General features: G+C 73.1%; 17 protein-coding genes. 8 read left to right on the forward strand and 9 right to left on the reverse strand.

The window, feature by feature from the left end:
* The first annotated feature begins 224 nt into the window (after positions 1–224).
* The gene (locus ACZ6EM_RS25915) at positions 225–1,406 is read left to right on the forward strand and encodes an RICIN domain-containing protein (RefSeq protein WP_465773342.1); all 1,182 of its coding nucleotides are present in this window, start codon (positions 225–227) and stop codon (positions 1,404–1,406) included.
* 128 nt (positions 1,407–1,534) lie between these two features.
* On the opposite strand, the gene ACZ6EM_RS25920 is transcribed toward ACZ6EM_RS25915, so the two are convergent.
* Both ACZ6EM_RS25920 and ACZ6EM_RS25925 read right to left on the reverse strand, forming a co-directional pair.
* Positions 1,535–1,762 (reverse strand): response regulator transcription factor, encoded by a 228-nt coding sequence (locus ACZ6EM_RS25920; RefSeq protein ID WP_401049302.1) that lies wholly within the window; start codon positions 1,760–1,762, stop codon positions 1,535–1,537.
* Between the two features lie 57 nt (positions 1,763–1,819).
* Positions 1,820–1,990, reverse strand: coding sequence for a hypothetical protein (locus ACZ6EM_RS25925; protein ID WP_401049300.1), 171 nt, complete (start codon positions 1,988–1,990; stop codon positions 1,820–1,822).
* Positions 1,991–2,129: 139 nt separating this feature from the next.
* Between ACZ6EM_RS25925 and ACZ6EM_RS25930 the strand changes: the two genes are divergently transcribed.
* Together ACZ6EM_RS25930 and ACZ6EM_RS25935 are read left to right on the forward strand one after the other, a co-directional pair.
* Entirely contained in the window at positions 2,130–3,149 is a 1,020-nt protein-coding gene (locus ACZ6EM_RS25930; protein ID WP_465773343.1) for a helix-turn-helix transcriptional regulator, read from the forward strand.
* A 183-nt stretch (positions 3,150–3,332) separates the two neighbouring features.
* Positions 3,333–3,905, forward strand: a complete 573-nt coding sequence (locus ACZ6EM_RS25935) for a hypothetical protein (RefSeq protein WP_452177336.1) — start codon at positions 3,333–3,335, stop codon at positions 3,903–3,905.
* A gap of 57 nt (positions 3,906–3,962) precedes the next feature.
* Here ACZ6EM_RS25935 and ACZ6EM_RS25940 read toward each other — a convergent pair whose 3' ends face one another.
* Entirely contained in the window at positions 3,963–5,375 is a 1,413-nt protein-coding gene (locus tag ACZ6EM_RS25940; protein WP_452177337.1) for a M1 family metallopeptidase, read from the reverse strand.
* Positions 5,376–5,403: 28 nt separating this feature from the next.
* The gene (locus tag ACZ6EM_RS25945) at positions 5,404–6,366 is read right to left on the reverse strand and encodes a M28 family peptidase (protein ID WP_452177338.1); all 963 of its coding nucleotides are present in this window, start codon (positions 6,364–6,366) and stop codon (positions 5,404–5,406) included.
* A gap of 162 nt (positions 6,367–6,528) precedes the next feature.
* Between ACZ6EM_RS25945 and ACZ6EM_RS25950 the strand changes: the two genes are divergently transcribed.
* Together ACZ6EM_RS25950 and ACZ6EM_RS25955 are read left to right on the forward strand one after the other, a co-directional pair.
* Positions 6,529–7,272, forward strand: coding sequence for a response regulator transcription factor (locus ACZ6EM_RS25950; protein WP_452177339.1), 744 nt, complete (start codon positions 6,529–6,531; stop codon positions 7,270–7,272).
* Complete coding sequence (locus ACZ6EM_RS25955) at positions 7,262–9,301, forward strand: sensor histidine kinase (RefSeq protein WP_465773344.1); 2,040 nt, start codon at positions 7,262–7,264, stop codon at positions 9,299–9,301. Before ACZ6EM_RS25950 ends, ACZ6EM_RS25955 begins: the two co-directional genes overlap by 11 nt.
* Before the next feature lie 31 nt (positions 9,302–9,332).
* Here the strand turns inward: ACZ6EM_RS25955 and ACZ6EM_RS25960 are convergent, their stop codons facing one another.
* Entirely contained in the window at positions 9,333–11,012 is a 1,680-nt protein-coding gene (locus ACZ6EM_RS25960) for a hypothetical protein (protein ID WP_452177341.1), read from the reverse strand.
* 246 nt (positions 11,013–11,258) lie between these two features.
* Here ACZ6EM_RS25960 and ACZ6EM_RS25965 point away from each other — a divergent pair, with 246 nt between their 5' ends.
* Genes ACZ6EM_RS25965 through ACZ6EM_RS25975 form a run of 3 tightly spaced genes read left to right on the forward strand, consistent with a single transcriptional unit; the run spans position 11,259 to position 13,896 of the window.
* Positions 11,259–12,341, forward strand: a complete 1,083-nt coding sequence (locus tag ACZ6EM_RS25965; RefSeq protein WP_452177342.1) for an NAD-dependent epimerase/dehydratase family protein — start codon at positions 11,259–11,261, stop codon at positions 12,339–12,341.
* Between the two features lie 59 nt (positions 12,342–12,400).
* A complete protein-coding gene (locus ACZ6EM_RS25970; protein WP_359904633.1) occupies positions 12,401–12,895 on the forward strand; it encodes an NUDIX domain-containing protein in 495 nt (164 codons plus the stop codon).
* Between the two features lie 14 nt (positions 12,896–12,909).
* Positions 12,910–13,896: a GHMP family kinase ATP-binding protein gene (locus ACZ6EM_RS25975; RefSeq protein ID WP_452177343.1), complete on the forward strand. Its 987-nt coding sequence runs from the start codon at positions 12,910–12,912 to the stop codon at positions 13,894–13,896.
* Positions 13,897–13,911: 15 nt separating this feature from the next.
* On the opposite strand, the gene ACZ6EM_RS25980 is transcribed toward ACZ6EM_RS25975, so the two are convergent.
* The 4 genes from ACZ6EM_RS25980 to ACZ6EM_RS25995 form a co-directional block, all read right to left on the reverse strand.
* Positions 13,912–15,009 carry a radical SAM protein gene (locus ACZ6EM_RS25980; protein WP_359904638.1) on the reverse strand — a complete coding sequence of 366 codons (1,098 nt, stop codon included), beginning with the start codon at positions 15,007–15,009 and terminating at the stop codon, positions 13,912–13,914.
* 62 nt (positions 15,010–15,071) lie between these two features.
* Complete coding sequence (locus tag ACZ6EM_RS25985; protein WP_380540786.1) at positions 15,072–15,896, reverse strand: carbohydrate ABC transporter permease; 825 nt, start codon at positions 15,894–15,896, stop codon at positions 15,072–15,074.
* On the reverse strand, positions 15,893–16,804 hold the full coding sequence (locus ACZ6EM_RS25990; protein ID WP_359904643.1) for a carbohydrate ABC transporter permease: 912 nt from the start codon (positions 16,802–16,804) through the stop codon (positions 15,893–15,895). Before ACZ6EM_RS25990 ends, ACZ6EM_RS25985 begins: the two co-directional genes overlap by 4 nt.
* Positions 16,794–18,056 (reverse strand): extracellular solute-binding protein, encoded by a 1,263-nt coding sequence (locus ACZ6EM_RS25995; RefSeq protein ID WP_452177344.1) that lies wholly within the window; start codon positions 18,054–18,056, stop codon positions 16,794–16,796. The genes ACZ6EM_RS25990 and ACZ6EM_RS25995 overlap by 11 nt, the downstream gene beginning before the upstream one ends.
* Positions 18,057–18,124 lie beyond the last annotated feature (68 nt).

An 18,124-nucleotide genomic window follows, 5' to 3' on the forward strand; every position in this document is an offset into this window, starting at 1 on the left:
CGCGGGGCGTGTCACGTGATCCAGGTACCGCCGCTCCGGCACCGGATCTTCGTGACTGTCCGTGACCATCGCGGCTCGGCAGGATCTACCTCACCGAACGGAACGCCGGCAGGAAGGCGGACCGGACAGGTGGCGGCGGTGACGCCCCCTGGCCGCCCGCACCCGTACCGCGTTGTGCCGGTCCGCCTGACGCTTCCTCCGAACTCGTCCGAAAGCAGCCCATCATGAGCGCCGTTAGCGCCCGCCTGAAGAAGTCCGCCACCGCCACCGCCCTGGCCGCCAGCCTCCTCGCCGGGGCCGGTACGGCTCTGGTCGCGGCCCCGACCCCGGCCGTCGCGGCCGACTGCGCCGGCAAGGACGGCGTCGGGGGTGGCAACTGCACCAGCGCCCTGATCGGCGCCGTCTCCGACACCGTCAAGTTCGTCCTCGGTGCGGCCAAGCAGGCGAAGATGGAGAACGCCCAGTTCACCCAGGCCCTGGTCACGAAGCTGAGCAGTGCCGCGCCCGGCTACAACGTCCTCGTCTTCAAGTACGACGGGACGGACGCCTTTGACACCAAGTGGTTCAAGAACGACTACTCGGCGAACATGCGGGGGGTGATGTTCGAGGACGACGTCAGGCTGGAGCACCACGACAAGGAGGGCGGGCCGCAGGGCTACGACGACTTCAAGGTCTGGGTCTTCGCGGGCGAATCGGACTTCGTCAACTACGGTGACGGCGGCTTCATGAACTGGGCCTTCATCGGCCACGACTCGGACACCAGCGGCCACGGGGGCCGGCACATCCACTTCCCGGCCCGAGTGGTGCCGGGGTCCACCAGCGGCTCCACCCCGCCGCCCGGAACCCCCTCGACGCCGCAGGTGCCGATCGGCGGCCAGGTCATCACCGTCCCCGCGGTCCCCATCAGCAGCCCGGAGACCCCCGGCATCCCCGCGCACGAGACCGGCGACACCGGGAGCAGCATCCCCGGCGGCCACATCCGGATGGGGTTCGGTGTCGCCGACTCGGGCGCCGCCCAGCTGGGCGGCACGCTGCGCCCGAGCGTCAAGAACGGCCGGGCCCCCGCCGCCAACGGCTCCGCGAGCGGCAGCCCGGTCACCGCCGCCACCAGCACCGCCGCCAAGTCCACCGGCTGGGTCTTCACCCAGGACGCCGGCGGGCTGTACAAGATCACCAACGCCGTCACCGGCCTGGCCCTCACCGAGAACACCAAGAGCTACCTGGCCGAGGCGCGCCCCTGGACGGGCTCCGCCGCCCAGAAGTGGGAGGTCTTCGCGTTCGGCGACGGCGAGTACCAGATCCGCGTCAGCGCCGACGACTGCCTCACCTACGACGAGGACAACAAGGCCCTCGGGGTCTGGACCTGCACCAACGACTGGAACCAGCGCTGGACGATCAAGGCCTGACCGCCCCTCGCCCGACTCCGCGCCCGACTCCGCGCCTGGCCCCGCGCCTGACTCCGCCCCTGCCGGGACCCGCCGGCGGGGGCGGGCCCGTGTCCGGCCCGACATCGCGCACGCGCCCCGGGGCCGCGTCACGAGGCGGGGAGGCCGTGGCCGTGGGTGAAGGCGAACAGTGCCAACTGCATGCGGGTGGTGGCGCCGGTCTTGCTACGGATCCGTCGGAGGTAGGTGTCGACGGTGTGCGGGCTGAGCTGGAGGCGGCGCGCGATGGTGTCGTAGGTGGCTCCTCGGGCCAGCAGCTCCAGCACCTCCACCTCCCGGCGGCTCAGGGCGGGGGTGGCGGTGGCGGGTCGGGACATCGGGGCACTCTCCTGGCTGAGGGGACGTCGAACGGGAGCGGTGGTCACGGCGACCGTTCAGTAGACGGGCTGGCAGGAGGGGGTCGCGCACGAGCCGCCCCACGAGGTGTCGTCCGCGTGAACGTTGCGGGCCGCCGTCGGCTGGTCCTGCGGAACGGCGAGCGCGGCGGGGGCGCTGATCCCGAGAAGGGCCGCGAGCAGTACGGCGGCGGTGATGAAACGCTTCATGGAGTCCTCCTGGAGGGAACCTCAACGGTTCGCCGAGCGGGTCCCGGCCTGTGATCTAGCATGTCGGCGAGATGATCACGCGCCTATGGGCCGACCACCTCACCAAGCTGGGTGGCAGCAAAGTGACTGGGGGATGTACATGGATGTTTCCGGCGAACCGGACGATCGGGCGGGCGGAACGGAACCCGATCAGGTCGACGTGGCGGTCTACTCCTGGGTACTGGAACACCACCGGCTCGAACCCGCCGCCATCGCCGCAGACTTGGGACTGAACCCGGACCGGGCCGCCTCCTCGGTACGCAGGCTGAGCGCCCTGCGCCTGGTGTACCCGGACCCGCAGGACCCGGCGGCGGGCTACGCCGTCGCACCGGAGGCCGCGATGGCCCGGCTCGCCGCCCCCGTCGAGGCCCGGATCCGGCGCGAGCAGGAGGAGCTGGCCAGGGGACAGGCCCAACTCGTCGGCTTCTTCCCCCACTACCGGCGGAGCGGGCGGATGGCCGGCGCCGGTGAGGGGATCGAGGTCATCAGCAGCCTGCAGGAGGTACGGGCGGCACTCGACCGGGCCTCGGACAGCTGCCGGAGCGAGGTACTGGCCAGCCAGCCCGGTGGCGGAAGCCGCGTGCCGGAAGCCATGGAGGAAGCACTCGGCCGTGACCGCGCCCTGCTCGCCCGCGGGGTGCGGATGCGCACGCTCTACCACCACACCGCACGCTTCAACGGCCCCAGTCAGGCGTACGTGGAAGCGGCCTCGCCGCTCGGCGGCGAGTACCGCACCGTCCACGAGCTGTTCGGCCGGATCATCGTCTTCGACCGCGAACTCGCCTTCATCCCCGCGAGCGACGGCTCCTGGGGCGCGGTGGCGGTCCGTCAGGAGTCACTGGTCGCCTATCTGTGCGAGATCTTCGAACAGTCCTGGTCGTGTGCCAGGCCGTTCTCCGCCGCCACCGAGGACGGCCTGGAGCAGGTCTCCCAGGAGATCGACCGGACCATCCTGCGGCTGCTCGCCGCCGGGCTCAAGGACGAGACGATCGCCCGCCGCCTCGGGATGTCTCTGCGCACCGCGCGGCGTCACATCGCCGACATCATGGGACAGTTGGACGCCGAGAGTCGGTTCCAGGCCGGTGTGGCCGCCGCTCGTACCGGGCTGCTGGGCGAGTAGCGACACCCCGGGAGGCAGGGGTGCGGGGGTGGCCGGGTCACTCGGGTGGCAGGGTCACGTGAGTCCGGGACCGGAGGCGCGGGACCGGGTTCGCGTGACTGTCCCGGCGCCACCACCGGAATCCATGATGGAGCCCGGCGAAGGGAAGCCTCCCGACGCGAGGCTCCGGAACGGAGGACGACGGTGCAGTGGGGGCCGGACGATCAGGAGAACGAACCGGCCGACGAGAGCGGCTACCTCCGGGAACTCGCCGCGTTCCTTTCGGCCCGGTCCGGTGGAGGACCGGCCGTCCTGTGGACGGACTACGAGCCCCCCGTCACCGGCGACCCGTCCACGGCGGAGGCCGCGGCAGCCCTCGCCACCGGGCTGAGCGCACTGCTGGGCGTCACCGTCCGGAGCCTCCCTCAGGGCCCCGCGGACCCGCACGCGGCACAGATGCGACAGGCCGATTCGGAGGAACTCCTGGTACTCCAGCTGTCCTCCGTCACCGACATCCTGGTCGGTGCGCCGACCGCCTCGACGGCCTCGACGGACACGATCCCCGGTCCGATCGGCTCCACCGCCTCGACCGACGCGCACCGGGTGCCGCTGGCGGTCCGACTGCGGGGCGGCCAGGCGCTCTTCGTCCCGTGCCGCTCGACCTGCACGCTGCTGCCCGAGCCGGGCTCCCGGCATGCGGTGCTTCAGATCCCGACACCGCGGACCGGGCCGCGGGCCCGTCCCGGGAGAGGCCCCCGGCCCGGCGTCGGCTCGTAGCCACCGGGGTGATCCCGGTGCGGCTCCGGTCCGGAGCCGCACCGGCCCGGCGGCGGGCTACCGGTTGCCCAGGGGGCCCGGGTAGAGGTACTCCTCGGCGGGGAGCGTGGTCCCGTGGGCCCAGGCGTCGAAGAAGCCCTTGAGGTCCTTGCCCGACACCCGCGCGGCCAGTGCCTCGAACTGCGGGAACGAGGCGTTGCCGTAGGCGTGGTCGGCGGTCCAGCGGCGCAGGGTGGCGAAGAACGCGTCGTCGCCGACGGTGCGCCGCAGGGCGTGCAGCATCAGGGAGCCCTTGAAGTACAGGGCGGGGGCGAGCTCCTTGCCCTTCCCGGGGTCGTACAGCTTCGTGGACCAGAACGAGGGGTTGTCCTTGTTCTCGGCGACCACGTGGGGGTAGAAGCCGGTGTCGAGGTCGGCGCCGTTGTGCTCCTCCCACAGCTGGTTGGCGTACTGGGCGAAGCACTCGGCGATGCAGCCGTCGCGCCAGTCGGTGAACGAGACGCTGTTGCCGAACCACTGGTGGGCGCTCTCGTGGACCACCCCTTCGTCGTAGAGGGCCCCGATGTACGTCGGCCGGCTCTGGGTCTCCAGGGCCGCCGCACCGCGTCCGGGATTCTTGGACTCGCCGACCACGATCGCGCCCGCCGAGGAGAACGGGTACGGGCCGAACTTCGAGGCGAGGAAGGCCAGGACGTCCGGTTGCGCGGCCTCCGTGGCCGCGTCGATCGGGACGTCCGGGCTGTACGCCGTGATGACGGGCCTGCCGTCGGGCAGCTGGGCCCGGTGGACGGTGAACCGGTCGATGGCGACCGTGCCGAGGTACGTCGCCATCGGCCGGTCCTCGCGCCAGCGGAACGTCGTCGTGCCGTTGGCGGTGGTGGTGGGCCCCGGCAGGCCGTTGCCGATGGCGGTCCAGCCGTCGGGGACGGTCGCCGTGAGGGCGAAGGTGGCCTTGTCGGACGGGTGGTCGTTCGACGGGTACCACGAGGTCGCGGAGTGCGGTTCGCCCGACACGTTCGCGCCGCCGTTCGTCAGGGTGTGCCAGCCCTCGGCGTCGGGCGTGCCGGCGTACGTCACCCGGACGGCGAACGTGGCGCCCCGGGCGACCCGTTGGGCCGGGACGACGACCAGCTTGTGCTCGCCGGAGCGCGAGAAGGACCGCGCGGGCGTGCCGTTCACGGTGACCGAGGAGACCGTGAACCCCTTCAGGTCCAGGTTGAAGCGGTCCAGCGCCCGGACGGCCCGGGCGGTGACGGTCGTGTCGCCGTCCAGGTGGTCCGTGCGCGCCGGGTCGTAGGCGATCCGGACGTCGTAGTGCCCCACGTCGTAGCCGGAGTCGCCGTCATCGGGGAAGTACGGGTCCCCGAGGCCGGCCGCCGAGGCGGGCAGGGCCGTCAGGGCGACGCCGAGGGCGGTCGCGGTCGCCAGCACGGCGGCGGTCCGGCGGCGGGTGGTCGGTGTTCCGGGCATCTGTGCCTCCTGCGGGGGTGTCGGGTGGTCAGGGCCGGGCGGTGGCGGGGGCGGTGGCGGAGAGCTGCCACACCACGCCGATCAGGGCGTTGGTGCTGGTGGTCTGCGTCGCCGGGTCGACGTTGGCGAGGTTGTCGCAGGCATCGTGGATGCAGTCGGAGATGCCGGTGCTGAAGCCGGAGGACGGGATGCCGGCCTTGCCGAACGACTCGTTGTCCGACCCGCCCACGCCGATGTCGAAGGTGGCGAGCCCCCGGGCGGCGAACCACGACTCGAAGACCTGCCCGGCCGCGCTGTCGGCCTGCTGACCGTCCTTCACCACGAGCCACTGCTGGGTGTTCCGGCTGCCGGTCTGGTCGAAGTTGAGGTACAGGTCGACCGCCTTGCGGTCGGCGTCGGACAGGCCGCGGACGTAGTCGGCCGAACCGACCAGGCCGACCTCCTCGGCTCCCCACCAGGCGAACCGCAGGTGCCGGGCGGGCTTCAGCCGGGCCTTGGCCACCTGGAGGGCGGTGGTCAGCACCGTGGCCGAGCCGGACCCGTTGTCGTTGATCCCCGGGCCCTGCTTGACGCTGTCCAGGTGGGCGCCGGAGAGCAGCACGTGGTTCGGGTCGCCGCCGGGCCAGTCGGCGATCAGGTTGTAGCCGGTCGCGCCGTCGTGCGAGAAGCGGCGCACTTCGGTGCGGAAGCCGGCCCGGTCCAGCGCGTGGCGCACGTACGCCAGCGACTCCGCGTATCCGCGGGTGCCGTGCGCGCGGTTGCCGCCGTTGCGATCGGCGATCCGCTGCAGGGCCCGCAGGTGCGGCATCACGTCCTCCTCCGCGACGGTCGGCGCGGTGGCGGGCCCGGAGGGGACCGCGGTGGCCGCCGTGGCGGCGGAGGGGACCGCGGACAGGACCAGGGCCACGCCGAGGACACCGGCGGCGAGGGACAACGGACGGGAGGACGGCTTCGGGGAGGGCTTCGGGGACGGCTTCGGGGACGGCTTCACGAGGGGCCTCTCGGGAGGGGACCGGGGCACTCGGCCCCGGCGGACCCCGCCACACTCTCCGCCCGGTGTCAGGAAGTTGTCAGGAAGCAGTCGGAAAGCGGTGGTGACGTGGGAGGACACGGTCGGGGAACGGCGATCGGACGGCGCTTTACGATCATCCGTATGTGCGCACACGTGGTGGTTGCCGAGGACGATCCCAAACAGGCCGACCTCATCCGCTTGTACCTGGAACGCGAAGGCCACCGCGTCGACGTCGTCCACGACGGCCGGGCCGCCCTGGAGCGGGCCCGCCTCGGATCGGTGCAACTCCTCGTCCTCGACGTCATGATGCCCGTCCTGGACGGCCTGGACGTGTGCCGCGCCCTGCGCGCCGAGTCCCCCCTGCCGGTGCTGATGCTGACCGCCCGCACCGCCGAGGAGGACCTCCTGCTCGGACTCGACCTCGGCGCCGACGACTACCTCACCAAGCCCTACAGCCCCCGGGAGCTGGTCGCCCGGGTCCGCGCCCTGCTGCGCCGCGGCTCCCGGCCGGCCCCGGCCCGGGACACCCACGGCGGCCGGGACGCCCAGGACGCGTCCGGGCCGCAGGCCGTCCTGCGGGTCGGACCGCTCACCGTCGACCCGCTGCGCCACGAGGTCACCGCCCACGGCCGTCAGATCGGCTGCACACCCGCCGAGTTCCGGCTGCTGGAAGTGCTGGCCGGCCAGCCGGGCCGGGTCTTCACCCGCGCCCAGCTGCTGGAACACCTGCACGGCATCGACCGCTACATCACCACCCGTACCGTCGACACCCACGTGATGAACCTGCGCCGCAAGATCGAACCGGATGCGCGCCGCCCCGTCGCCCTCCTGACGGTGTACGGCATCGGCTACAAGCTCGCGGAGGAGCCGCCCGGTGCGTCCTGACACCCCGCTGCGCCGCAGCCTGACGGTCCGGCTGCTCGCGCTCTCCGCCCTGGTCTCCCTGTGCTCCATCGCCGCGACCGCCTGGCTGGCCGCCCGCACGACCACCGGCGCGATCGAGCGGGAGCAGACCCGGGTCCTCGTGGACCACACCCGGATCTACGACGAACTGCTCGGCTACGCCGCGACCCACGCCGACTGGAGCGGGGCGCAGGAGACCGTTCGGCGGCTCGCGGACGCCACCGGGCGCCGCATCGTCCTGGCGACGCCGCGCTTCGAACCGGTCGTGGACTCGGCGGCCGGGGCGGGTGCCGGTGCCGGTGCCGGTGCCGCTCCCGTTTCCGTTTCCGTGAACGGGCCCGAGACCGGTCCCGCGTCGACGACCGGTGAGCGGACGGCCCTGCCCCGTACGCCCACCACCACGGTGGACCCGCTCGCCGTCGACATCGCCATGCTGCCCGGCGCACCGAGCGACCGGATCGACGCCCGCGCGGCGGGGCCGTTCCGGCCGACCGCCGCCGAGCACGCGACCCTGCGGGCCGCCCTGCTGCGGCAGGCGGACTGCCTGCGGTCGGCGCTCGGCATCGAGGCGACCGTCACCGACGACCTCGCCGGGCGGCCGCGGCTGCGGACCACCGACGACCGCGCCGACGGTGTGCGCTGCGCGTCCCCCGTGGTGATGGCGGCCCCGACCGACTCCGAGCGCGCCGCGCTCACCGACCTCACCGCGCTGGTCAACGCCTGCCTGGCCCGCCGGCAGGCCGGTCCCGTCACCCTGTCCCTGGGGCCGGACGGGATCCCGGCAGGGCCGGCGCCGCAGGACCGGGCGATGTCCGCCTGCCTGACCAACGCCCGCCGGCAGCAGCTCGTCCAGTACGTGGCGCCGCCCGTGCTGCTGTTCGTCGACACCCCGGTGACCGCCCCGAAGGTCACCGGCGCCGGAGCCGGGGGCGAGGCCCCCACGGCGGTGTCCGCGTCGATCCCCGCCCACCCCGGGCGGGTCGCCGAGGTCGCGGCCCTGGTGCTGTCGGTGACCGTGGCGGTCACGGTGACGGTCGGCCTGCGGCTCTCCCGGCCGCTGCACGCCCTCACCCACGCCGCCCGGCGGATGGCCGACGGGGACCTCTCGGCCCGGGTGGACGTGACCGGCCGCGACGAGATCGCCGGACTCGCCGCCGCCTTCAACGCGATGGCGGAACGGCGCGGGCAACTGGAGGACCTGCGCAAGGCGATGGTGGGCGACATCGCGCACGAGCTGCGCACCCCGCTGAGCAACATCCGCGGCTGGCTGGAGGCCGTCGAGGACGGCGTCGCCACGGCCGACCGGGCGCTGACGGGCTCGCTGCTCGAAGAGGCCCTGTTGCTCCAGCACCTCATCGACGACCTGAAGGACCTGGCCGCCGCCGACGCGGGCGAACTGGCCCTGTACCGCGAACCCGTGGACGTCGAGGACCTGTTGGCCCAGGTCGCCACCGCGCACGGAGCCCGGGCGCGGGCGTCCGGAGTGGCCCTGGCGCTGGCCGTCGAGCCTTCCCGGGACGCGTCGTCCGGGAACATGTCGTCCGGGAGCGCGCCGGACGGCTCGGTGGCCGGCGCCGAGCTGTTCGCCGACCCGGTGCGCCTGCGCCAGGCCGTCGGCAACCTGGTCGCCAACGCGGTCCGGCACACCCCGGCGGGCGGCACGGTCACCCTGCGGGCCCGCACCGACGCCGACGCCGTCCTCATCGAGGTCGCCGACACCGGCAGTGGCATCGCCGAGGCGGACCTGCCGCTGGTGTTCGAGCGTTTCTGGCGGGCGGAGAAGTCCCGCAGCCGTCGGACCGGCGGCAGCGGTCTCGGCCTCGCCATCGTCCGCAAGCTCGCCGAGGTCCACGACGGCAGCGTCCGGGTGGCCAGTACCCCCGGCAGGGGCTCGGTGTTCACCGTGCGCCTGCCGGTGGCCCCGACAGCGGCGTCGGGGCCACCGGGCCGGGGCCGGAGGGAGCCGGGGGCGACGGCCTCGCCGCGCCCGGGGGTGTCGAGCCGCTCGTAGGCGCCCCGGCCGCCGCCCGGCGCCCGCGAGGTCAGACGACGGTGAGCAGCGTGCCCTCGTACGCGAGCCACTGGGCGAAGGCGTGCAGTCCCTTGGCATGTCCGGTCGCCGGTGTCCAGCCGGGTGGGCGGGGGCCGTCCGGGAACGCCGGCCGGGGGGTGGGGGGTCCGGGCGCCGGTGGATCGGTCCGGACCGGCACCGGGCGGACGGCGGTGTGCACGGCGTGCGCCAACTCGCCGAGCGTGGCGGGCTTTTCGCCCGCTACGGTCAGGGCGCGGGCGGTGGGCCGGGTGCGCAGCACGGCCAGCACGGCGTCGGCCAGGTCGTCCGTGTAGACGGGGTGCACCTCGGTGTCGGGGCCCTCCTGGACGACCACCGGCCGGCTGCGCAGGGCGTCCCACACCATGCGGCCGACGAGGGTGTCCCGGGAGCAGCCGGGGCCGTACACCTCGTCCACGGTCAGGGTGTACGGCCGGGGGTCGTCGGGCAGGTGGATCCTCAGTTCCCGGGCCGGGGCTCCCGCGCGCAGGCCGGTCAGGTCGAGGACGGCGTCGGGCGCCGCGTCGCCGGTGAGGTCGGCCAGTCTGCGTGCGAGGTGCTCGCCGAGCGGTGTGGCGCCGCCGCGCAGGGTGAGGCCGGCGGGCCGCCGGGGCCGGCGGGGGGCCGGGCGGTCGGCGGCCTCGTGTCCGGCGGCCAGCGCGCGTCGTGCCACGGCGGCCAGGGCCTCGCGGCGTTCGGCGAGGTGTTCCTCGGTGCTGGTGTTGCTGATGCCGCCGGGTCCGATCGTCGCGATCGCCTCGGCGTACACCTCGGCCCGTACCGCCGGCGCGGAGCCGTCGACGTCCAGGCCGAGGCGGGCGGCCTCGTGGCCCATGGCGAGGGCCGTGAGCCAGGTCCCGCGGACGTCCGGCGCGTCCGGCTCCGGCCCGGGCGGCGCGAACAGCGTGCGGGGCAGGCCGAGGCCGTGCAGGTACTGCTCGCAGTCCAGGTGCAGCCAGCGTTCGGGGCCCGGCCCGGTGACCCGTACCGCGCAGCGGGCGACGCCGTACTTGAGGAACGGCAGGACCGTCAGGCCGGTCAGCCGGTTCCCCTCGTCGCCGGGCCGGTCGCCGGGCAGGAAGCAGACCGAACGGCGCGGCCCCCGGAAGGCGTTGCCCGAGATCGAGCCGCGGTCCTGGTGCTCGGCGAGGTTGGGGACGGAGACGTAGCGGGGGACGCCGGCGTCCCGGAGGTAGCGGTGCATCAGGATGTCGTCGGGCCAGCCGCCGAGGCGCTCGCGGCCGTAGCGGACGAAGCCTTCGGCGACGGCCCGGGGGAGCACGATCGCGACGCACGGGAAGTACTCGTTGACCGCGCCGATCCAGCGGGCGCCGGCCATGGCGCCGAATCGGGCCGCGGCCCCGTTGCGGGAGTCCCACAGGGCGAACAGGGCCAGTGCCGCGTCCGGCATCGCGTCGACGGCGAGGCGGACCCGTTCGAAGAACGTTTCGGACAACAGCATGTCGTCCTGGACGACCAGTTGGTGGGTTGCGCCGTCCTCGACGGCCTCCCAGGCGGCGAGCGCCGTGCGCAGCACCGAGGGGGTGCCGGTGGGGTCCGGGTCCATGACGACGCGCAGCGTGCCCGGGGGCGCCGCCAGGGCCATCCGCTCGGCGGCCCGCCGGCGCTTCGGGTGGGTCATGACCACCCCACTGAGCTGATGGAGCGTCATCTCATTTCCCTGTCTCTGGTGGGGCGTAAGGGACTTGGTGGATCCACTGGAGCGATCGGCTACTGCGGGTGCCACCGGTTCCGGACAGTACGGATCGCGCCGAGGGCTGGCAAGAGTGCCGAATTCGCACTGGCGGAGCGGTTGGAGATCCACGGATGCTGGGCTGGCACGCCACCTTCCGTGTGAAGCCTGTGGCTGTGTGTGAGCGCGCATCCGAGTTCGCCGTCTCCACGGAAAGGGACACACATGTCCGCTGGATCGCACGCGCCATCGAACGAAGCCGGAGCCGACGGGGGCGAGAGCGTCGAGGCCCGGCTGGAGAAACTGCGCGACGCCCGCGTCGTCGTGACGGGGGGTGGGGGCCTGGTGGGCAGCCGGCTCAGCGCCCTGCTGTGCCGGGCCGGTGCCGAGGTCGCCGTCCTGGACCGGATGGACGCCTACCCCGAGTCCGGCCACGCGGTCTTCGGGGTGGAGAGGAGTGGGGCCCGGCTCGTCGTCGGCGACGTGTGCGACCGGGACGCGGTCGCCGGGCTGCTCCGGGAGGCCGACTTCGTGGTCCACGCCGCCGCCTACGCGGACGTGGCCGCCTGCACCCGGAATCCCGAAATCGCCTTCCGGGCCAATGTGCAGGGCACCCAGGTCGTCCTGGAGGAGGCGGCCCGGGCGCGGATCCGCCGCCTGGTGCTGGTCTCGTCCGCGTCCGTGTACGGCGACGGCCCCGCCGACTCGCCCGGCCCGCACGTGTTCCACGAGGACCAGCCGCTGTTCCCGCTGTCGGTGTACGCGAACGGCAAGCTGTGGGCGGAGCACCAGACCCGGCTGCTGCTCGGGGCGTCGTCGGGGTGCGAGCACGCGATCGTCCGGTACTTCTCGGTGTACGGGGAGCCGCAGATCCCCAAGCCGGGCAGCCACTCCTGGATGGTCCCGTGGCTGTCCCTGCAGGCCCGGCTCGGCCGTCCCATGCGCCTGAACGGGGGCGGCGTCCAGGTGCGCGACCTGGTCCACGTCGAGGACGTGGCCGAGGCGACGGCGCTGGCGCTCGTGGAGGAGGGGATGGCGGGCCGGACGGTGAACGTGGGGACGGGCCGCCCGACGTCCGTCCGGGAGGTCGCGGACCTGCTCACCCCCTACTTCCCGGGGGCGCGCCGGATCGTCACCCCGCGTCCCGAGGGCGATCCGCTCGGGGGCTACGCCTCCACGGAGCGGTGCCGGGAGCTGCTGCGCTGGCGGGCCCGGATCGACGTGGCGCAGGGCGTGGACCGGTACGTGCGGTGGCTGGAGTCGACACCCGAGGCGGTGCCGCGCTGGCTGGTGGAGGAGAACGCGTGACAGTCTGTGGCCCCGTGGACGTCCGCCGTGGGGCGGGCCGCGAAGGAGGCGGTGCGGGCATGGGTTACGTCGGGTCGTACACCTGGTCACTGCGTCAGAAGGTGGGCGGCAGAAAGCTGTTGATGCCGGGCGCCCAGGTCCTGCTGCTCGACGCGGCCGGCCGGGGGCTGTTCCAGCAGCGGGTCGACAACGGCGTGTGGGAGCTGCCGGCGGGCGCCTGCGAGGAGGACGGGGGCTTCGCCGACGCGGCCGTCCGGGAGGTGGCGGAGGAGACCGGGCTGCGGGTGGAGAAGGAGGACCTGGTCGCGTTCGGGTCGCTGTCCGATCCGGCCGTGCACACCCTGACCTATCCGAACGGGGACGTCACCCACTGCTTCGCGCTGTGCTTCGTGGCCCGGCGCTGGTCGGGGGAGCTCGCCCCCGGGGCGGACGAGGTGCGCCGGGCGGAGTTCCGGCGCCTCGACGATCCGCCGGGGCCGCTGCACCCGCCCACGGCGGTGGTGCTGTCGATGTACCGGGCGTTCGTCGCCGAGGGGAGGTTCCAGGCCGGATGAGCGAAGAGCACCGGATGAGCGAAGAGCATCCGATCCGCGCCGCGGTGCCGTGCCGGGCGTGCCTGTCGGGGGAGGACCTGGACTGGCTGGGGGCGGGCCGCTCGGTCAGCCTCGCCCTCGACCTGCCGACCACGGTCGAGGTGGTGCCGGGGGCGACGGCCGTCGCGGAGACGGCCGGCGACTGGCCGGCCGAGGTGTGGACCTTCCTGCGCGCCCGGCTCCCCGGGATGGCCCCCGCCCCGCCGCCGGTGCGCGTCCGCAGCGAGGCGCCCCCCGCGAGCGGGCTGTCCTCGTCCACGGCGCTGATCGTGGCGCTGTTCCGGGCCTTCGCCGAGGCCGGGGCGCCGGCCGGCGAGCGGGTGCCGGAGCGCTCGATCGTCCAGTGGGCGTACGAGTTCGAGTTCGCCCGGTTCAACGGCGGCGGCATGGACCACCTCGCCGTGGCCGAGGGCGGCGCGCTGCTGATCGACGGCCGGGAGCACGGGCTGCCGGTCGTCAGGGAGCGGCTGGAGTTCCCGGACGACTGGCGGGTGGTCGTGGTGGATTCGGGCACCCGGAAGAACACCGGCGACCACATCCGTACGGTGCGGGCGCAGCTCGCGGCCGGCGATCCCGCGCTCGCGGCGTACCGGTCCGAGGCCGACCGGGCCTCGGCCGCCGCGTGGGCGGCGCTGCGCGGGCGCGACCACGAGGCGCTGGGGGAGGCGATGGCCCGGGCGCACGCGGCGATGCGCGACTTCCAGGGCATGTCGACCCCGCTCCTGGAGGAGCTGCGGACGGTGGCGCTGCGCGCCGTCGGCCTGCCGCTGAAGCTCAGCGGGGCCGGGGGCGGCGGCTCGCTGGTCGGGGTGTGCCGCGCGGGCGACGCGCCCGCGGTGGTGGCGGGCCTGGCCGGCGCGCTGCGCGGCCGGTACCCCGGGGCGCGGGTGATCCCCGCCCGGGCGGCGGCGGGGAGCCGCGGTGCCCGGGCGGGGGATCGGGTCGGCGTCAGCGCGGTGTGACGGTCACCGCGACGGTCACAGGAACGGGTCGTAGTCCTCCTGGAGGGGGACTGCGCCCGTTCCCTCCGCGATCTGCTCCAGTTCCAGGTTGGAGCGGTGCCGCGCGCAGTGGAAGCGGCAGTCCCGGCTCGGGTCGATGATGCCGCGGTCGGAGCCCTGCCAGATGTCGGCCAGGCTGTCGGTGACGGCGTCGCCGATCCTGGCCATCGGGTTGCCGCGGTGGTAGGCGCAGACGTACACGCCGGAGGGGGTGATCAGGGTGCGCAGTTCGGCGACCCGGCAGCGGTGGTACTCCTTGGGCTGGACGGGTCCGGTGTGGCGGCGCAGGGAGGTGAGCGTGGAGGAGTTGACGAGCTGGAAGGTGTCGCTCTCCAGCCGGGCCGCCTCGGCGAGCTGGCGGTCGACCGCGTCGAGGATGTCCTGGGACACCTGGATGACGTGGTGCTCCTCGTCGAACATCGCCTTGGTCTCGAAGTAGTCGCAGCCGATGTCGTGGGCGAGTTCGGCGGCGCGCAGCACCTCGGTGTGGTTGCTGACGGTCCGGCCGTCCGGCTCCCGGCGGGTCATGACGAGGAAGGAGTAGCCGAGGGCGCCGCTCTTCGCCTCGGCGAGCAGCCGCATGTTCGCGACGACCTTGTCGAAGACGCTGCGGCCCTTGCGGTCGGGGCGGAAGAGCCCGTACGTCCCGGCGGTGCCCGCGTCCATCGAGACGCGGACCCAGGTGGCGTAGCGGGCGAGTTCGGTGAGGTTCTTGTCGATCATGGTGCCGTTGGTGACGACCCCGACGGCCAGGCCCGCCTCACCGAGGATGCGCAGGACCTTGCGGGTGCCCCGGTGGGCGAGCGGCTCGCCGCCCCCGATCAGCACCACGCCCCGGACGGACAGGGCGACCAGCTCCTCGGCGAGCGCCGCCAGCCGTTCGGGGGTGAAGCGGCCCTGGTTGAGGAGCTTTCCGCTGATGCACTCGGGGCAGGCCAGGTCGCAGAAGGTCGTCGGATCGAGGTCCACGACGAGTGGCGCCCCGGAGGCGGCTCCCGAGGCGGCCTCCAGGACACGGGGCCAGCCGGACGGCTGGTACAGCTTGGACACGAGATCGAGGCGGTCGTGCGTCACGGAATCCTCCTGTGGACGTGAACGGGGTGCCGCCGGGAGAGCGGGGCCTGCTGTGCTCGCGGTCAGCCCTTGACCGCGCCGGCCGCGAGGCCGGAGGCGATCCTGCGCTGGACGACGAGGAAGAAGACCACGACGGGCAGGGCGGTCAGCGTGGCACCCGCCATGAGACCGCCGTAGTCGGTCCCGAAGCTGGTCTGGAAGGAGACCAGCCAGATGCTGACGGTCTGCTTCTTCGGACTCGACAGCAGGACGTAGACGAGGACGTACTCGTTCCACGCCTGGACGAGGGCGAAGACGGAGGTGGCGACGATGCCGGGGGCGAGCAGTGGCAGCACCACCCGGCGGAAGGCGCCGAGGCGGCCGCAGCCGTCGACCATGGCCGCCTCCTCCAGTTCCACCGGGACGCCGGCGATGAAACCGCGCAGCATCCACACCGTGAAGGGCAGCGTGAACACCAGGTAGGTGAGGATCACGCCGGTGAGGCTGTCGGTCATCCCGACGTCGTTCAGCAGCAGGTACACGGGGATGATCAGGGCCGTCAGCGGGACCATCTGGACGATCAGGATCACCACGACGAAGGCCCTGCGGCCGGCGAAGCGGAACCGGGCGAGGGCGAAGGCGGCGAGGGCGCCGACGACCAGCGACACCAGGACGGTGCCGAGGCCGATGACCACGCTGGAGCGGACGTTGGCCCAGAAGGTCTCGGTGCCCAGCGCCCGGGCGAAGTTGTCGAGCGTGAACCGGCCCGGCCAGAACTCCGGTGGCAGGCGCAGGATCTCGGAGGCCGGCCGGAACGCCGTGAGCACCATCCAGTAGACGGGGAAGCCGATCACCGCGGCGACGAGCAGCCCGAGGAGGTCGCGGCCCGGCGACCGCCGCCGCCTCATTCGACCTCTCCCGTCCGGAACATCTGACGCAGGTACACGACCGAACCGGCGAGCAGCAGCACGACGGTCACCAGCGCGATCGCGGCCCCGGTGCTGTACCGGTTGACGGCGAAGGACTCGATGAAGGAGTAGACGCCCAACAGGTAGTACTCCCGCTCGGGCTGGCCGCCGCGCATCAGCCAGATCTGGTTGAAGACGCCGAAGTCCCAGATGGCCGACAGCGTGGTGACCATGACGAGGACCGGTCTGATCACCGGCAGGGTCACGTGCCGGAAGACCTGGAACGGCCGGGCCCCGTCGAGCACCGCGGACTCCTCCAACTCGGGCGGGACCTGGGCCAGCGCGGCCCGCAGGGTGATCGCGGCGAACGGCAGCGAGCCCCACACCACGACGGCGACGATGACGGAGAACCCCTGCCAGGGGTCGGTGAACCAGTTGTGGCGGGCCAGGTCGACCCCGGGCAGGTTCGAGAGCAGCCAGTTCACCACGCCGTAGTCGGCGTCGAAGAGCCAGCGGAAGATCGACGCGGCGACCATGACGGGCATCGCCCACACGGTCACCAGCACCCCGGCGATGACGGCGCGCACCCACGGGGAGACCCGGTGCATCAGCTGGGCCGTGAACAGCCCGCAGAGCACGGTGAGGACGACGCACACCGCGGTGAAGAGCACCGTACGGGCCACCACCGTCCAGAAGAACCCGTCGCCGAGGATCCGGCGGAACTGGTCCAGCCCGGCCCACGGCGGCGACGTGCCGCTGAACAGCTGCTCGCGGGTCATGTCCTGGAAGGAGAGGACGACCATGTCCACGAGCGGGTAGCCGAGCACCAGGACGAGCGCGAGGACGGTCGGGCCGATCAGGAGGTACGGCAGCAGCGGACGCCGCCGCCGGCCCCGGTCAGCGCTCATTGACCACTTCGTCGATCCGCTGGTCCGCCTCCCGCGCGGCGTCCTGCACCGACGCCTTGCCGTTGGCGATCCGTTCGAGCATCTCGGGCAGGACGTTGGACTTCTCCACCGACGTCCAGCCCGGCGCGAACGGGGTCATCCAGCCCCCGGTGGCCGCGGCCTGGGCGGCCGGGCCGTTGATGCCGCCGCCGGCGACCTCGGCCAGCTGGACGGTGTTGTTGGGCAGGGTGTTCGCGGCGATCAGCGTCTTCTGCGACTCCCGGTCGGTGAACAGCTTGATCCAGTCGGCGGCCAGGTCCTTGCGCGTCGACTTGGCCGGCACGGCCAGGGTGGAGCCGCCGAGGAACGGCGGCAGGAGCTTCCCGGACGGGCCGGGGAAGGGGAAGGTGGCGAACTTGTCCTTCAGCTTCGGATCCCCGCCGGAGCGTTCGTCGGCGGCGGCGTCGGCCTCCCAGGTGTTGCCGTAGAAGACGCCCACGTGGCCCTGGCCGACGACGGCCGGCTGGTCGCCGTTGTCCTTGGCGCGGTCGCCCACGTAGTAGGCGTCGATCAGCCGCTTCCACTCGGTGAGCCCGGCGACGGACTTCGGCGAGGACAGCGAGGCCTTCCAGCGGTCGCCGTCCTTCACCGCGATCTCGCCGCCCGCGTCCTTCACGAAGGCCATCGCCGCGTACCAGTAGCGGCCGGGCATGTAGAAGGCGGAGAAGTTCGGGTCCTGGGCGCCGACGGTGCTCTTCAGCCTGTCGAACGCGGACAGGAGTTCGGGGTACGTCCTCGGGGCGCCCGGCACACCCGCCCGGGCGAAGTAGTCGGTGCGGTAGACACCGACCCGGGCCCCGACGTAGTAGGGCACGCAGTACGTCCTGCCGTTGGTGCGGCAGGCGTCGGCGAGCGCCGGCAGCCAGGCGTCCGACTGGTCGAAGCGGGCCGGTTCGAGGGGGGCGAAGGCACCGTTGACGATGTAGTTGGTGGTCTCGCTGTTGCCCATCTCCACCACGTCGGGCACGTTCTTCCCGGCGAGGACGGCGTCCAGTTTCTGGTTCTTCGTCGTCCACTGCTGGTACTGGACGTCGACCTGGATCCCGGGGTGGTCCTTGGCGAAACGGTCGTTGGTGGACTGGACCAATTGTGGCCAACTCTCCTGGGCGTCCACGGCCAGCCACACCGTCAGCTTGCCGCCGGATCCGGAGCCGCCGCCCGATCCGGAACCGCACCCGGCCACGGCCAGGGACAGGAGCAATGTGAGAACCAAGGGGCGACAGGGCACGCGAATGGCCATGGGGTCTCCAAGTTCGCTATGGGGGCAGTCTTCTGACTACC

The sequence above is a fragment of the Kitasatospora sp. NPDC041917 genome, from assembly GCF_055589745.1.

What these genes read in the sequence shown, in the direction of transcription:
- ACZ6EM_RS25915 (WP_465773342.1), top strand. Translation starts at nt 225, where the DNA reads ATGAGCGCCGTTAGCGCCCGCCTGAAGAAGTCCGCCACCGCCACCGCC.
- ACZ6EM_RS25920 (WP_401049302.1), bottom strand. Translation starts at nt 1,762, where the DNA reads ATGTCCCGACCCGCCACCGCCACCCCCGCCCTGAGCCGCCGGGAGGTG.
- ACZ6EM_RS25925 (WP_401049300.1), bottom strand. Translation starts at nt 1,990, where the DNA reads ATGAAGCGTTTCATCACCGCCGCCGTACTGCTCGCGGCCCTTCTCGGG.
- ACZ6EM_RS25930 (WP_465773343.1), top strand. Translation starts at nt 2,130, where the DNA reads ATGGATGTTTCCGGCGAACCGGACGATCGGGCGGGCGGAACGGAACCC.
- ACZ6EM_RS25940 (WP_452177337.1), bottom strand. Translation starts at nt 5,375, where the DNA reads ATGCCCGGAACACCGACCACCCGCCGCCGGACCGCCGCCGTGCTGGCG.
- ACZ6EM_RS25950 (WP_452177339.1), top strand. Translation starts at nt 6,529, where the DNA reads ATGTGCGCACACGTGGTGGTTGCCGAGGACGATCCCAAACAGGCCGAC.
- ACZ6EM_RS25960 (WP_452177341.1), bottom strand. Translation starts at nt 11,012, where the DNA reads ATGACGCTCCATCAGCTCAGTGGGGTGGTCATGACCCACCCGAAGCGC.
- ACZ6EM_RS25965 (WP_452177342.1), top strand. Translation starts at nt 11,259, where the DNA reads ATGTCCGCTGGATCGCACGCGCCATCGAACGAAGCCGGAGCCGACGGG.
- ACZ6EM_RS25970 (WP_359904633.1), top strand. Translation starts at nt 12,401, where the DNA reads ATGGGTTACGTCGGGTCGTACACCTGGTCACTGCGTCAGAAGGTGGGC.
- ACZ6EM_RS25975 (WP_452177343.1), top strand. Translation starts at nt 12,910, where the DNA reads ATGAGCGAAGAGCATCCGATCCGCGCCGCGGTGCCGTGCCGGGCGTGC.
- ACZ6EM_RS25985 (WP_380540786.1), bottom strand. Translation starts at nt 15,896, where the DNA reads ATGAGGCGGCGGCGGTCGCCGGGCCGCGACCTCCTCGGGCTGCTCGTC.
- ACZ6EM_RS25990 (WP_359904643.1), bottom strand. Translation starts at nt 16,804, where the DNA reads ATGAGCGCTGACCGGGGCCGGCGGCGGCGTCCGCTGCTGCCGTACCTC.